Genomic DNA, 14,940 nt, shown 5'->3' on the forward strand with positions numbered 1-14,940 from the left:
TATTCAATCCTGATAAAGTCCGTTTACTGCGCCAGCTGGCTGCGTTTTTCCCACGCGGCGTATTCGCCGTTGAGGGTGCGGAGCAGAAGCAGGGCGTTGCTGCGGGTTTCATCGTTCCCGCCCCAAATTTTCTCCGGCAGCGCCTGGAGCAGCGTCAGCAGCCCGTTGAAAAAGAGAGACTGCTGCAGAGGTTTTTCGCCCACCACCTGCAGCCCAAGCTGGGTCAGGTCGCGGGAATAGAAGCCGTTGCGGCACATGCTGAGCAAGGAGCGCGTCATGACATCGGCCCCCATCGTGACGTGGGAATATTTGCTCTTCAGGCGGTCGAGGAACTGGGCGACTTCCGACAGCGTGTGCGTAATGGCGCGGGTGTCGTTCAGCCCGGAAAGCAGGCGGCGCAGGGCCGTCGGCGGGGCGGATGGGGCCAGGGCGGCGATGTCATCGGAAAGCGCGCGCTGCAGCGTACGTAATGCGGGCACGAAGCCATCGACGCCAAACTTGTCCAGCAGCACGTCCATGATGTTGTCGGCAGACTGCTGGTTGATCACGCCGCTGTAATAGAGCTTGCGCATTTCGCGCTTCTGCGCCGGATCGCTGCTGAAGGCGGCAATTGCCGGGGCGGTATTCACCCCGGCGTTAATTTTTTCCGGGTGCTGCTGCTGCAGGTCGGCAAGCATTTGCTCGACGCGTGCCGCCAGCGCCGGGTTGCTGCCGTTGCGCAGGCGCATCGCCATCAGGCTGAGGGTGACAAATGCAGAAGCCGGGTCGTGATTGGCCTGTTCGAGCAAATCATCCAGCGTCGGGGTTTTTCCGTCGCCACCTGACAACATTCGTTCAAAAGCCGATTCCTGCTCGGCCTGCTCTTTCCCCGACGGGCTTTCTAGCAGTTTCCCCAGCTCTACAAGGTGAGTGACCTTGATTGCCGCCACGGAGATACGGCGCAGCTGGGTGGCCTGCGTGCGCTGTTCCTCATGTTTGATTTTCTGTTCGATGCTTTCCGCAAAAGTTGACGCCATCGACTCCTGAGCGGCCCCGGGCCGCTGCGGCGCGGGCGCTGCACGAGTGGCGGACGAGGAACTGCTCGCCGCGCTCTTATCGTTATTAGTGTCGCTGATTAGCTCATCGACCAGGGCGTCCGCCTGTTCGGTTTCAAGACGCAGATTGTGGTGATGGTGGTGCTGGGGGATTCTCATGTTCATTGCGGTGTGCCTTACCCGATTCGCCTGTCAGTGTGTGGGCTAAGGCCTGGGGCGGTTCCCCGACAAATAAAAAATTTCCGCCGCTGGGGATGTGTAAAAAGTTGCACAAACCCGTTTTCGGGCTGTGTGTGTTTTTGCTCATATTTATCTGATTAATAAAAATTAATTGTTATTAATCAATGTGTTGATTTGATATTTTTCGCTGGCACGGCGCTTGCTATAGGACGAACTCCTGAATCTATTCCATAAAAAGGTGTTCACTATGTCAGCAATGTTTGATTTCGAATCACAGGTTTTCCCGGATGCGCAGGCTGCTTTTGAGTCCCACGTTGTGCAGGGCGAGTTTCCGGTGGTTAACTGGGAGCGCGTGATGCGCGACAACGAACAGCGGCTGTACAATTTTATTCGTAAACGCGTGGCAAATTTTGCCGATATAGAAGACCTGGTGCAGAACACCTGGTATGAAGTGATTCGTAACAAGCACAAGTTTTGCGGCACGTCGCGCCCGGAAACCTGGATGTTCGGGATTGCGGTAAACCTGGTGAAAAATCACTATAAATCCGTCAAAGTGAGCTACCTGCACGATGAGTTAAACGATGATGTGCTCGGTACGCTGCTGCATTCGGAGCAGCCGGAAGGGGTGACTGAGGGTAAGGACATCCTGTCGAAAGTGTTGCAGCGCATTGCGCAACTCCCTGAAGATTATCAGCAATTATTACAGCTGATCGTTGATCACGATATCAGTTACCAGGAAGCGGCTGACCGGATGACTATTCCTATCGGCACCGTGCGTTCCCGTCTTTCCCGTCTCCGACAGTCTTTGAAACAGGATCTGGGGTGGGACAGCCTGAACTGAGCGAGCGGTGCTTCGTTACTCCCTGAACGAGAAGAATCACACTCTATGAAACAAGACGGCGGGCCGCACCCACGGCCCAATGATACTCAGGCATTGCTGAGCGCCGCTTTCAATAGCATGCGCGAGCTGGTTTTCATTGTTGACAGGGATTTCAATATTGTTTTTGCCAACCACAAGGCGCTCAGTCTTTGCCTGCCGGAAGGTGCCGGCCAGGCAAGGGCCGGGCATCTGGTGGGTGAAAATATTTTTACCCGGCTGCGGGGCTATGGCGACCTGCCGCTGCTGGCGGTGGTTGAGCAGCAGCTGGATCGGCCAGAACATTCGCCTTACGGCGATAAAATTAACGCCCGGTTTCAGGCGGCAACGCAGGCTATTCCGGTCGAGGTTTGCCCGAGCCGCTTCGAGTTTCAGCGGCAGAACTGGGTGATGATGGTGGTGTGCGATACCCGCTATCGCAATGATATTCATCGTTTTTACTACGATCGTGAAAACGAACTTCGAGACATTCTGGACAATATGCCGGATGCGATTCTGCGCGTGGACAGTGAACAGCGGCTGCTCTATGCCAACGAAACGGCGCTGCAGTGCATGCCCAAGAGCGCGGCGGCCATCGGGCTGAAGATCAACTCGCTTATCGGCGATTCGACGCTGATGGAGCAGATCGGCTGGTCGCTGCAGCTGGTGCTGAGTAAGCATATTCAGCTGGAGGCCGTGCTGCACGGCATGCGATCCGACCTGCGGGTGTCGAGAATCTACCAGGCGCGTTTTATTCCTGAATTTACCCAGCAGCAGACGCTGAAATCCGTGCTGGTGATCGCTCGTCCCGCTTCCCGGCAATATTTTGCCGAACAGCAGGTGCGGCAGACTCACGAACAGCTGCGGCAGATGACCCAAAAGCTGCAAAGCAGCGTCGAAAACGAGCGCAAGCATATGGCGCGGGAAATCCATGATGAGCTGGGCCAGCACCTGACCTCGCTGCGGGTGGGGATTTCGCTGTTGGGCCAGAATCATCCTGCGCTGCAGCATGAAGTTGAACCTTTGACGCAGCTGGTGGATGGCACCATCAAAGTGGTGCGCGATATCGCCACCCAACTGCGCCCGGCGGTGCTGAACATGGGGCTGAAACCCGCGCTTATCTGGCTGCGGGACCAGTTCAACAAGCACCGTTCCGGCGTGTGTACGCTGACGATTCAGCCGCTGCCGGTGTCGCTGTGTGACGATGAGGTCACCGCGATTTTTCGCGTGGTGCAGGAGTCGCTCACCAATGTGCAGCGGCATGCCAAAGCGCGGGAAGTGGAGGTGAAGGTGCTCACAAAGGGCAAAGTCGTGCTGATTTGTATCAATGATGACGGGCAGGGATTTGATCCCGGCCAGGTCTCCGACGGGGCCTTTGGGTTATTGAGTATGCGCGAACGCTGCATGATGAAAGGCTGGACGTTTAACATCCACAGCACGCCGGGCAAAGGGAGCTGCGTGCATATCGAGATCCCTTATGCCCTGCCGGCCCCGGCTAAAGTTTATGATAGCGAATAGCAAACTTGATGATGTCGGCGTTGTTGTCGAACTGCATTTTTTCCATCATCCGGGTCTTGTGGGTGCTGACCGTTTTGTTGCTGATGCTTAGGGTTTCTGCGATGCCATTGATGTTTTCGCCGCTGCTCAGCAGGCGAAGGATCTGCTTCTCACGCTGGGATAGCGTGGCGTAGCGGCGAAGCTGGTCGTTTTCCTGGGTTGAAAAGACGATGGCTTCCGCCAGGGAGGGATCAATGTAGCGCTGGCGGGAGGCGACGCGATGAATGGCGTGCAGCAGCGTTTGCGGGGCCTGGTCTTTAGTAATGAAGCCGTGGGCGCCGCTGGCGAGGACCATTTGGGCGATTTGCGGCTCGTTGTGCATGCTCAGCACCAGCACCGGCAGCATCGGCCACAGGCGGGTGATTTGCTGCACCAGCTCCGGCCCGGAGTCGCCGGGCATGGAGAGATCCAGCAGCAGGACATCGACGTCAATTTCCGTCAGCAGCGACAGCACCGTTTTGCCACAGCCCGCTTCCGCCACCACTTTAATTTTCTTATCCAGTGAAAAAATCTGTTTCAGGCCCTCGCGCATCAAAATGTGATCGTCCGCGAGGAGGAGTCTGATTGCCATACCGTCTGTCATCCATAATTTATAGTTATTAAATCGTTCTTTTTTATAAGAATAATCATCGCGCACGAATTGCAAAGACGCGTGTTAAATGAACATAGCAGCCTCGCTGCGGCGAATCTAGCTTTGCCGGGGGCGATAAGGTTGCAGCTTGTTACAAGTTCCCCCTGGAACCCACTTCGCCTGCCGCTCACTCACGCCCCATGTTCCTGACCGACAGGTGAAATCATGGTGATTGCCGAGCAGCTCTACCACAAACTCCAGCCGCTGTTTAAACAGCTGAATGCGCCTGGCATGGTGTACAACGCCCAGGGCTACTACTCGTTAACCCTCGACGGCGGCCAGCAGGTTTTCCTGGAGCTGACGGAAAACCTGACGCTGGCGATGATGGGCCTGCTGGCGCTGCCGGATAATCCCGGCGAGGCGCTGCTTCTCGAGCTGTTACAGGCCAACCTGAACATTGACCAGCAGCCAGCCATCACCGTTGCCGCCGATAAAGAGCGTGCGCAGCTGGTGGTCTGGGCGGCGTTACCCCTGGACGAACTGCATCTCGACACGCTGCTGCCTTTGTTGGAGCGGTTGAGCTGGACGCTGTCGGTGATTGGCCGCTGGTGCCAGCCTGCCGCGCCGCGTGAGCGCCAGGCTGCACCGGAGACAGAAAAAGATCGGCTTCAGCGCCGCCAGATTGAAGCGCTGATGCTGCGACGTTAACGTCCAACCAAGGGGAAAAGATGAGTACGATTTCTGCCAGCCATGTGGCGCCACATATCGCCATTGAATATCACCGCCCGGAAGACTATCTCGCTGCCGAAAGCGCTTTGCATAAGCTGCTCAGTCGGCCCAATGGCCGAAGCCTGGTGGGCGAACTGCGTAACCTCAGTACCCAGGGCCGGTACGTTAAGGTGAAAGTCACGGCGATGGCGAATACGGTTGCCCGCCCGGTGCTGACCGACTCTCAGGTCCGCCGGTTTCACCTCTCCGGCAGCGAGTACGATAAGGCGCACAATAAAAAAGCGACGCAATTAGCGCAAAAACAGCCGCTCGGCAAAAAAGGCGAGGGGACCAGCGTCAGCGTCGACTGGAACCCGCGGCAGTCCGTGGCTATCGATGCCCACGGCCGCCCAAGCCTGCTGGACGATCCCTCGCTGGCTTTTGTGTCGCTTGCCCATGAGCTGGTTCACGGTTATCGCATGATGAAAGGGACCTACACCGGAGGGACTTCCGACCGCTACGATACGGGCTCGCCGGCCGGGCAGGAGGAATCCCGCGCGGTGGGCATCGGCAAGTATGCGGGGGAAGCGCTGTCCGAAAACGGTATTCGCCATGAGCACGGCCTGCCGCTGCGCGGGCAGTACGCCGCAGGGTAAATTCTTCCGCAGCAGGAACCACCGCGCCGCTCTCCCCACATAACCTGTTGACGCAACAACTAAAGTGGGGAGATATCATGCCGTTAAACAACGTTGATACCAGCCTGCGGGTCGATCCAGGCCTGATAAGCGGTAACTCAAACCGACGGGTTTCCATGCGCCTCGCGCTGGAGCCTAATAACCCTCAGCATTTCGATTGCACCGTGAACGTGTCGTCGCGCCGGGCTGACGCGCTCTATTACGCCAATAAGGCAATAGATGATACCTGGCGCATTCTGGACATGGGGTCGGGTAACCAAAAGAACCATGTTCGCGCCACGATGGCCGAATCCTATAAGCGAACGCTTCTGTCGCAGAAGGAAACGGGCAACGGGGACTACACCGTGCGCGCCTGGGAGGCCTCTAAGTTTCGAGCGGGAAACTGCGGCGAAATGGCGGCGGTGAATGCGCTACTGCTGGCTAACTCCCGCGTCAAACAGCCGGTTTCCGTGGTGCATAACCGCGATGTCGACCACGCTTTTGTGATCATCGGCGATCCGCGGGAGAACGGGCGGTCTGTGGTGTCCGACCCCTGGCCGGAATTTGGCCGAGCCATGCGGATAGAAGACGCGAAATTCGGCGACAGTTACCACGTACTGCATACGTATCCTGTTGGCCACCGGGACGATGATGTTCGCGAGAAGCTGCTGCGTGGCGAGAAAGCGACGCAGGCGGAAGTGGATAAAGCGTTCCGTAAGGCCGCGCCAAAACTCGCGAAGCTAAGCCCTGAAAAGCTGCGGGACTCGGTGGTGGCGGGGCCAGGATACGTGCAGCGGCACGCCTCCAACAACCTGGGTATTCAGTACGATGGCACCGACAGCCGGGGCGTTGTGCAACATTTTGACCAGTCGCTGTCCGTCGGGCAGATGCGTTCCCGAATGATCGGGCCTCAGGCTGCGGTAGATGCGCAGCAGCGTGGGACACCTGCGCCAACGTTCACCAGTAACGATCGGCCTCGTCAGCGCACGGAATCGTTCGCCGCGGAATCTTCTTCCCGTGGCCGCCGCCCGAGAACGGCATCCAATGCGGTTCCCCCCGCAGCCCCTCGTCGCCGGGCAAACTCCGTCGATATTCGTCCGGCCCCGATGCCCATTTATGCCCCACCGCCTCCCGCGCCTGGAGGGATGTACAGCACGGTTCCGCTGCCGGGTCATGCCCCCGCGTTCAACTACGGCCCGCCGCCAGCGGCTGCACCGGTTTACAGCTACGGCCCACCGCCAGCTGCAGCGCCGGTTTACAGCTATGGCCCGCCGCCGGTGCACGCCCATGCGCCTATGCACGCGATGGCAAGCCGACCGGTTTACCGTGAGCCGCCGGTTATTCCGCCGGATGTCTACGGCACTGCACCAGCCCCGGCCCGAACCCGGCCTCGATCTAACTCAGTCACTGCCGCTTTCCGGCGAATCATAGGTAACTAACGATGCCCGCACCTTCAAAATTAGCGCAAGTTTTGCAGCCGCTGTTGACCGATGAGCTGGGGCAAAGAGTCGAGCTTGAGAACGCAGAAGGCTATTCCGTTGAGCTTGGCGAGGGCGTGACGCTGGAGATCAGCGAATCGCCGGTTGGGCACCTGCTGCTGAGCTGCATGCTGCCCGTTCAGCCCACCCGGCTGAGCGATACCGACACGCTGACGGTGCTGCTGCAGGCTAATCTGCTGGGGATGGATTATCCCCCGGTGCTCACCGGGCTGCTGCCCGACCAGCAGCAGGTTGTGCAGTGGAGCAGTCTGCCGTTCCATCAGTTGGAGCCGGAAGTGCTCAAGCGGCTGTTTAACCGCTTTGCGCAGCAGGCCGAAAAGCTGGCCGCGTGGTTGGTTTAACCGCGATCCTCACGTTTTAGCCGCCTTCGTGCGGTTAAAACGTTTTTCTGAATGAACCTCCAGGAAGAGGCAAAAAACGGCAGGGTCAGGGGAGTAAAAGTAAAACAATAGTGGCTGTTTATACAGTATCTCGTCATAATTCGGGCCACAGACGCCGTTCTGTGACTTAAATTATCCAGAGAAAGAAGTGATGTTATGGCTTTGTCGTCGGCGCAAAAAGCGCAAATAGGTGCCTGGTATAAGGCGTTACAGCAGCAGATCCCGGATTTTATTCCGCGAGCGCCTCAGCGGCAGATGATCGCCGAGGTGGCGAAGACCCTTGCCGGTGAAGAAGGGCGGCATCTGGCTATTGAAGCGCCGACCGGCGTCGGCAAAACCCTCTCTTACCTGATCCCCGGCATTGCTATCGCCAGAGGGGATCAAAAAACGCTGGTGGTCAGCACCGCCAACGTGGCGCTGCAGGATCAAATTTACAGCAAAGATCTGCCGCTGCTGCGCAAAATCATTCCTGACCTGAAGTTTACCGCCGCCTTTGGCCGCGGGCGTTACGTGTGCCCGCGCAATCTGGCCGCGCTGGCGACCGATAACTTTACGCAGGGCGATCTGCTGGCGTTTCTGGACGATGAAATGTCGCCGACCAGCAAAGCCGAACAGCAGCGCTGCGCCAAACTTAAAGCCAGCCTCGACGGCTATAAATGGGACGGGCTGCGGGATCACACCGATGAGGCGATTGACGACGATCTCTGGCGACGGCTAAGCACCGATAAAGCCAGCTGCCTGGGGCGAAACTGCCACTGGTATAAAGAGTGCCCGTTCTTTGTGGCCCGCCGGGAAATCGACGAGGCGGAAGTGGTCGTGGCCAACCACGCGCTGGTGATGGCGGCGCTGGAAAGCGACGCGGTGCTGCCGGAGGCGAAAAATCTGCTGCTGGTGCTGGACGAAGGCCATCATCTGGCGGACGTTGCCCGCGACGCGCTGGAGATGAGCGCGGAGATAACGGCGGGCTACAGCCGCCTGCAGCTCGACCTGTTCAGCAAGCTGGTGGAAACCTGCATGGCGCAGTTCCGGCCCAAAAGCCCGCCGCCGCTGACCGTGCCTGAACGTCTGACCAATCACTGCGACGAAGTGTATGAGCTGCTGCAGTCGTTTAACGCGATCGTTAGCCTTTGGCTGCCGGGGGAACGGGAAGGCGAACACCGCTTTGAAATGGGCGTCCTGCCCGAAGAGATCATGGTGATTTGCCAGCGCCTCGCGAAGCTGATGGAGGCGCTGCGCGGCCTGTCGGAAGCGTTGCTCAACGATTTGAGCGAAAAAACCGCCAGCCACGATATCGTGCGCCTGCACCGGGCGCTGCTGCAAATGAACCGGGCGCTAGGCTTCTTTGAAGCGCAGAGCAAGCTGTGGAAGCTGGCGGCGATGGAGCAGGCCTCCGGCGCGCCGGTGTCGAAGTGGGTGACGCGTGAAATCCGCGAGGGGCAGCCGCATCTGTTCTTCCACTGCGTGGGGATCCGCGTCAGCGATCAGCTGGAAAAAATGCTGTGGCGCAAAGTGCCGCATGTGATTGTGACCTCCGCCACGCTGCGCTCGCTCAACCGCTTTGATCGCCTGCAGGAGATGAGCGGCCTGCGTGAGAAAGCGGGCGACCGGTTTATCCATCTGGACTCGCCGTTTAATCATATTGAGCAAGGGAAAATCGTTATCCCCAAAATGCGCTTTGAGCCGCTGATGGAGCACGAGGCGCAGCATATTGCCGAGATGGCGGCCTTCTTCCGGGCGCAGCTGGCACAGGGCGAGCATAAAGCGATGCTGGTGCTGTTCGCCAGCGGCCGCGCCATGCAGCAGTTTTTAACCCACGTCACCGATCTGCGGCTGATGCTGCTGGTGCAGGGCGATCAGCCCCGTTACCGTCTGGTGGAGCTGCATCGCCAGCGCGTTCAGGCCGGGGAAACCAGCGTGTTGATTGGCCTGCAATCTTTTGCCGAAGGGCTGGATCTGAAAGGCGAGCTGCTGACTCAGGTGCACATCCATAAGATTGCCTTCCCGCCGGTAGACAGCCCGGTGGTGGTCACCGAAGGAGAGTGGCTGAAAAGCCTCAACCGCTATCCTTTTGAAGTGCAGAGTTTGCCCAGCGCCTCTTTTAATCTGATTCAACAAGTTGGGCGTTTAATTCGTAGCCACGCCTGCTATGGTGAGATAGTCATTTACGACCGCCGCCTGCTGAGTAAACGCTACGGCGAGCGTCTGCTGGCCGCGCTGCCGGTGTTCCCGATTGAACAGCCCGACGCGCCGGAAGCAAAAGTGATAATAACGACGCCGAAACACACTGTACGGCGCAAACGTGTGAGCAAGAAATAGCAAGGAGAGTCTGGATGGACTATCGCAAAATCATTAAAGAAATTGGCCGCGGGAAAAACCACGCCAGAGATCTCGATTTTGATACGGCGCGCGGGCTGTATAGCCACATGCTGAAGGGCGAAGTGCCTGACCTTGAGCTGGGCGGGGTGCTGATTGCCCTGCGTATTAAGGGCGAAGGCGAAGCGGAGATGCTCGGTTTTTATGAGGCGATGAAGCAGCATGTCATTACGCTCACGCCGCCGCCCGGCAAGCCGATGCCGATTGTCATTCCTTCCTATAACGGCGCCCGCAAGCAGGCTAACCTCACGCCGCTGCTGGCGCTTTTGCTCAACAAACTGGGTTACCCGGTTGTGATCCACGGCGTGAGTGAAGATCCCACCCGAGTGCTGACGGAAACCATCTTTACGCTGCTGGGCATTGAGCCGACCCGCCACGCCGGACAGGCACAGGCGAAGCTTGAATCTCATCATCCCGTCTATCTGCCGATTGGCGCGCTTTGCCCGCCGATGGAAAACCAGCTGGCAATGCGCTGGCGCATGGGGGTGCGTAACAGCGCGCACACGCTGGCGAAGCTGGCCACGCCGTTTGAGGAGGAGGCCGCGCTGCGTTTGGCCAGCGTTTCTCACCCGGAATATGTGCCGAAAGTGGCGAAGTTTTTTGCTGATATCGGCGGGCGGGGGCTGTTAATGCATGGCACCGAAGGTGAAGTGTACGCCAACCCGCTGCGCTGCCCACAAATAACGCTGATTGATGGACAGGGCACCCGCATCGTGAGCGAACGGCAAGCCGAACACGAAGGCGTCGTGCTGCCATCAGGCAAAGATCCTGAAGTCACTGCCCGCTGGATTGAGCGCTGCGTGGCGGGCGTTGAGCCGGTCCCGCAGTCGCTGAAAATTCAGATGGCCTGTTGCCTGGTTGCTACCGGAGAGGCTGTAACGCTTGAGGCCGGCCTGGCGCGGGTTGCCGACGTATTCTGAATGCTAAACAAAAAAAGCCCGCGACAGGCATCGCGGGCAAACAAGGGTAACATCAGGGTTAAACAAGGGTAGTGCTATCAAGGCCGATGAGGGTACCGGCCTTGATGAGGGTATTACTTGAGCGCGGGATTATTTGTAGATAACCGCGGTGCCGCTCATTTGGCCTTCGGTGTTGGCAGAAGTAATCGCGTAAGAGCTTGCGCCAGCGGCTTCTGCTTTAGCGGCCAGTTTTGCTTCCAGGCCATCCAGAGTTGTTGCGCCAGTGGCGGAAACAACGCCAATTTTATTCAGGTTCTGCGCCTGGGCTTCGTTTACGGATTGGGCAGCGAAAGCACCGAAAGACAGAGTAGAAAGAGCAATTGCAGCTACAGCATATTTGATGGTTTTCATGGCTAAATTCTCGCAGGTTGTTCTGTTAAGGTGACGTTGTTCCGTCGATGTGATTATGGTCACACTTTTCTGTGGAAGAATAAATCGAAGAGAATTGACGACCTTAATCAAAAAAATTGAATTAGTTATAACGTATTGAAATAAATGATAATTACGGAGTAAATAATTTCGTTGCGTGACGTTAACCCTGGAAACACTTAGTTTGCGCACATTTTGCTACTCTTTTTGCCAGCGCTGGTCTTACCTGATGTGCAATCGCTTGCGCCTCTTTTTCAGCCTGACTTTGATGATTTGCGCAGTAAGCTGACAGGGAAGCTTTTATACTGTTCTCTTTCCTTTTTAACCCGACGGATGAGGTTCGATGGAGATAAAGCTGCACTCCAACGCCACAACAACGCCGCGTACGCGAAAGTACATTCAGGAGTCCGCGAAAACGGACGGCGAGCTGGCGGAGGAGCTGAACATTTCGGTCGATACCGTCCGGCGCTGGCGTAAACGCGACGACTGTTACGACAAATCTCACCGGCCGAATACCATTCATCGGGCGTTAAGTCACGAGCAGGAATCGATGCTGATCTTCCTGCGCGTGCGCCTGGCGCTTTCCCTCGATGAACTTCTCGAAGCTGCTCGCTTACTGATTCAGCAGGGGATTTCCCGCGCAAGCGTCAGCCGTATGCTGCAAAACTGGCAGCTGTCGCGCATGGCTAAGCCAACGCTCAGCCAGACGCCGGGCCATTTTACGCTGGATACCTTCTCGCTGCCGGAGACGATTAGCCATAAGCAAGGTGAACTGCTGGTGTTCAGTGAAAGAACCTCCGGCTATATGGCCGTTGCGCTGCGCGAGCGCGGCAGTGAAGAGGTGGCTGAGCCGCTGGTGGGCTTTTTGCGGGAAGGGTTGCCGCTCGCCGTACTTTCTTTAACGACAAAATCTTGCTCTTTTACGCACAAGCTTGCAGGGGAACTGGGCGTGCCTTTACAGGCTGTGGAGCAGGAAGCCTGGCTGGAAAAGGCCGGGCAGGGCAATTACCACCAGGCGCTGGAAGCGCTGCTGAACGGCGAGCGCTTTGATAAGCGGCTGGGGCTGGGGGCGGTGCTGCTGGAGTTTGAAGATCTGCTCAATAAAAGGATTATCCGCAGCAGGCTGAAAAACCTGACGCCCGAGGCGTGGCTGAAACTTCATCATTCCCATCGTTAAAGCGCCCCATTGGGGCGCTTTAGGTTGCTGACAAAGAGAGAAAAAGCGTGGTTTTTCCCTCTTTGTGGTTATCAGCCGAAAATCAACAAATTGATTTTCCTGTTTTTTTAACATGAGGCCTGATATTTCTTCTCTGGTCAGAGGCTTGCCAGTCGTCGAAGCGCCCCATTGGGGCGTTTAATTCATGGCAACGCTATTTCCCTTCACACAGCGACAGGAAATACTGCGTCAGCAAATGTGCCGGGCGGCCGCTGGCCTGGGTGAATTTCCCACGCGACAGCGCGGTGCCGCTGACGTCCAGATGTGCCCACGGACGCTGGGGGCAGAACTTACTCAGGAACTGGGCGGCGGACACCGCAATGGCGGCGTTGTTGGGTGGCGTGTTGGTGTAGTCGGCAATGACGCTTTTGACCTGACCGTCAAAGCTTTCGTCCAGCGGCAGCGGCCAGACGCGATCCTGTGTCAGGCTACCTGCCTGCTGCAGGCGCTGGCTTAGGGCTTCATTGTTACTCATTAAGCCCGAAATATCGTAGCCCAGCGCTTTGACCACCGCGCCGGTCAGCGTGGCGACGTCGATCATTTCGACGGGCTTAAAACGCGCTGCGGCGTAGCTGAGCGCGTCGGCGAGAACCAGCCGCCCTTCGGCGTCGGTATTAATAATTTCGACGCTGGCCCCCGAGTAGGAGCGCACGACGTCACCCGGCATCATCGCCGTGCTGCCGGGCATGTTTTCCGCCAGCGCCATAAGGGCCACGACGTTAATAGGCAGCTTAAGACGCTTCACCGTTTCCATCATGCCGAACACCACTGCCGCGCCGCACATGTCATATTTCATGGTGCGCATGCCTTCACCTTCTTTCAGCCACATTCCGCCGGTATCGAAGGTGATCCCTTTCCCGACGAGGGCGTAAACTGGCGCTTCTTCGCTGGCACCCTGCCAGCGCAGCGTCACCAGCCGGGGAGGGTTGACGCTGCCTTTTCCCGTGGCGTGCAGGCAGCCGAGTCCGTGGTCAAAAATGGCCTGCTCGTCCAGAATCTCGCACTGGGTTTGCGGGTGTTGGCGGGCCCAGGTTTCCGCCCGCAGCGCCACATCCTGTGGCCGACAATTCAGCGCGGGTAAATCCGCCAACTGGCGAGAGAGCAGCATGCCCTGCGCGATGGCTTCGGCCTGGGAAGCCAGACGGCGAGCCAGCGCATTATTGGGTTCGGTAATCAACCACAGCTCGCCATTGCTTTGCGGTTCGTCTTCGCGATAGCCCAGCTGCGGCAGCTGATAGAAGCGGTTGAGGAGGGCAATCAGCAGCGTGCGCAGGCGAACAAAGGTGGTTTCATCCGCCAGATTAAAGCCTGCGAGATCCAGCGCCACGGGCTGCAAAACAGGGGAGGGCAGCAGCGCTTCGGCGGCGGAAAGCAGCTGGCGAAGTACGGCTGGCTGAGTGATTTCTGCTGAAGGCAGCAGCGACAGCCGCGCACAGATACCCCGTAAACCAAAGGTGGTGGTTTGCGGTTCATCGTGGGTTGACATCTCTTCCAGCAAGGATTGCAGGGCGTTTGGCCAGCGGCTTAGGGAAGTGTCCCACAAGATAAGATGAGCGTTGTTAAAGGCTGCATCGGGTGAAACGAGTATACATTTCATTGGATTACCTCCGCGGTGATGCGCTGCTTATAGGCGTCCAACCATTCGCTGTCTGCCGGGCGGATGACCGTGCGGTTGCCGTCCCTGGTAGTGAGAAACACCTGGGCGGGCTGCGCTGGAGTGGCAACAGAGAAGGAGAAGTTGTCGATGGTTGTCGCCGCGCCGTATTCGCCCCGGTTGTTCATGCAGACGACGGACAGGTCGCCTGCCCGGCCGTAGCGGGCAATCAGTCGGGCTTCAAGATCGTACACGGCGGACTCAGCCGCGCGCTGGGGAGACATGCCGCGCGCCATGCGGCTGACGATTTCATAGCTGATACAGCCTTTCATCAGGTCTTCCCCGAGGCCGGTCGCCGTCGCGGCACCCACTTCGCTGTCTGCGTAGAAGCCGGAGCCGGAGACCGGGGAATCGCCCACCCGGCCAGGGCGTTTCATAAACAGGCCGCTGGTGGAGGTGGCGACGGACATTCTTTGCTGGCCGTCAAGGGCGATAACCCCCACGGTGTCGTGCCCGGTGTACGGGCTTAAGCCGCGATCCAGTGTTTCACGCTTGCGCCTCAGGTAATGGTTGTACGCGCGCTCGGTCAGCATGGTTTTGCTTTCAAAACCCCGATCTTTGGCCCACGCTTCGGCACCCTGGCCGACCATAAAACTGTTGAAGCGCTCTTCGCTCAGGGCTTTGGCCACCAGAATCGGATTGGCAATATTTTTTACCCCCGCCACGGCACCGAGCGCGAGGCTGGTACCGTCCATAAAGGCGGCGTCGAGTTCGACTTCGCCTTGTTCATTCGGCAGGCCGCCATAACCGACCGATTTATAGAAGGGGTAATCTTCCACGCATTTAACCGCGTGCACGACGGCATCGCTCGCCGAACTGCCTTGCTGCAGCCGTTCAGCCGCTTCACCTATCCCTTCCCATGCCATACGCCAGGTGGCGATCGTTCCCCAGTTTGCTGCTAACGTCATGT

At 57.9% G+C, this 14,940-nt stretch carries 14 protein-coding genes; 9 read left to right on the forward strand and 5 right to left on the reverse strand.

Features of this window, described 5'->3' with window-relative positions:
• Positions 1-23: 23 nt before the first annotated feature.
• Positions 24-1,199: a type III secretion system gatekeeper subunit SctW gene (gene sctW, locus WFN87_RS16090; RefSeq protein ID WP_166875588.1), complete on the reverse strand. Its 1,176-nt coding sequence runs from the start codon at positions 1,197-1,199 to the stop codon at positions 24-26.
• 262 nt (positions 1,200-1,461) lie between these two features.
• Between sctW and WFN87_RS16095 the strand changes: the two genes are divergently transcribed.
• Together WFN87_RS16095 and WFN87_RS16100 are read left to right on the forward strand one after the other, a co-directional pair.
• Positions 1,462-2,055: an RNA polymerase sigma factor gene (locus WFN87_RS16095; RefSeq protein WP_008461001.1), complete on the forward strand. Its 594-nt coding sequence runs from the start codon at positions 1,462-1,464 to the stop codon at positions 2,053-2,055.
• A gap of 45 nt (positions 2,056-2,100) precedes the next feature.
• The gene (locus WFN87_RS16100) at positions 2,101-3,588 is read left to right on the forward strand and encodes a histidine kinase (RefSeq protein WP_008461002.1); all 1,488 of its coding nucleotides are present in this window, start codon (positions 2,101-2,103) and stop codon (positions 3,586-3,588) included.
• Here the strand turns inward: WFN87_RS16100 and WFN87_RS16105 are convergent.
• Positions 3,566-4,198, reverse strand: coding sequence for a response regulator (locus WFN87_RS16105; RefSeq protein WP_008461003.1), 633 nt, complete (start codon positions 4,196-4,198; stop codon positions 3,566-3,568). The two genes, WFN87_RS16100 and WFN87_RS16105, sit on opposite strands and share 23 nt — an antisense overlap.
• Positions 4,199-4,423: 225 nt before the next feature.
• On the opposite strand from WFN87_RS16105, the gene WFN87_RS16110 reads away from it, so the two are divergent.
• The 6 genes from WFN87_RS16110 (at position 4,424) to ybiB (ending at position 10,752) form a co-directional block, all read left to right on the forward strand.
• Entirely contained in the window at positions 4,424-4,906 is a 483-nt protein-coding gene (locus WFN87_RS16110; RefSeq protein WP_008461004.1) for a CesT family type III secretion system chaperone, read from the forward strand.
• A 20-nt stretch (positions 4,907-4,926) separates the two neighbouring features.
• A complete protein-coding gene (gene xopG, locus WFN87_RS16115) occupies positions 4,927-5,562 on the forward strand; it encodes a XopG/HopH/AvrPtoH family type III secretion system effector (protein ID WP_008461005.1) in 636 nt (211 codons plus the stop codon).
• A gap of 77 nt (positions 5,563-5,639) precedes the next feature.
• Entirely contained in the window at positions 5,640-7,019 is a 1,380-nt protein-coding gene (locus WFN87_RS16120) for a hypothetical protein (RefSeq protein ID WP_336982285.1), read from the forward strand.
• Positions 7,020-7,021: 2 nt separating this feature from the next.
• Positions 7,022-7,420 (forward strand): CesT family type III secretion system chaperone, encoded by a 399-nt coding sequence (locus tag WFN87_RS16125; RefSeq protein WP_008461007.1) that lies wholly within the window; start codon positions 7,022-7,024, stop codon positions 7,418-7,420.
• A 195-nt stretch (positions 7,421-7,615) separates the two neighbouring features.
• On the forward strand, positions 7,616-9,775 hold the full coding sequence (gene dinG / locus WFN87_RS16130) for an ATP-dependent DNA helicase DinG (RefSeq protein WP_336982286.1): 2,160 nt from the start codon (positions 7,616-7,618) through the stop codon (positions 9,773-9,775).
• Between the two features lie 14 nt (positions 9,776-9,789).
• On the forward strand, positions 9,790-10,752 hold the full coding sequence (gene ybiB / locus WFN87_RS16135; RefSeq protein ID WP_166995427.1) for a DNA-binding protein YbiB: 963 nt from the start codon (positions 9,790-9,792) through the stop codon (positions 10,750-10,752).
• Between the two features lie 129 nt (positions 10,753-10,881).
• Here ybiB and ybiJ read toward each other — a convergent pair whose 3' ends face one another.
• Positions 10,882-11,142 (reverse strand): DUF1471 family protein YbiJ, encoded by a 261-nt coding sequence (ybiJ, locus tag WFN87_RS16140; protein ID WP_008461011.1) that lies wholly within the window; start codon positions 11,140-11,142, stop codon positions 10,882-10,884.
• Between the two features lie 361 nt (positions 11,143-11,503).
• Between ybiJ and WFN87_RS16145 the strand changes: the two genes are divergently transcribed.
• On the forward strand, positions 11,504-12,337 hold the full coding sequence (locus tag WFN87_RS16145) for a helix-turn-helix domain-containing protein (protein ID WP_336982287.1): 834 nt from the start codon (positions 11,504-11,506) through the stop codon (positions 12,335-12,337).
• A gap of 193 nt (positions 12,338-12,530) precedes the next feature.
• Here the strand turns inward: WFN87_RS16145 and WFN87_RS16150 are convergent, their stop codons facing one another.
• Positions 12,531-13,973: a leucyl aminopeptidase gene (locus WFN87_RS16150; RefSeq protein ID WP_166995432.1), complete on the reverse strand. Its 1,443-nt coding sequence runs from the start codon at positions 13,971-13,973 to the stop codon at positions 12,531-12,533.
• On the reverse strand, positions 13,970-14,938 hold the full coding sequence (locus WFN87_RS16155) for a N(4)-(beta-N-acetylglucosaminyl)-L-asparaginase (RefSeq protein WP_336982288.1): 969 nt from the start codon (positions 14,936-14,938) through the stop codon (positions 13,970-13,972). Before WFN87_RS16155 ends, WFN87_RS16150 begins: the two co-directional genes overlap by 4 nt.
• Positions 14,939-14,940 lie beyond the last annotated feature (2 nt).

Source organism: Cedecea sp. AS113, from assembly GCF_037152415.1.
Taxonomy (GTDB): Bacteria; Pseudomonadota; Gammaproteobacteria; order Enterobacterales; family Enterobacteriaceae; genus Cedecea.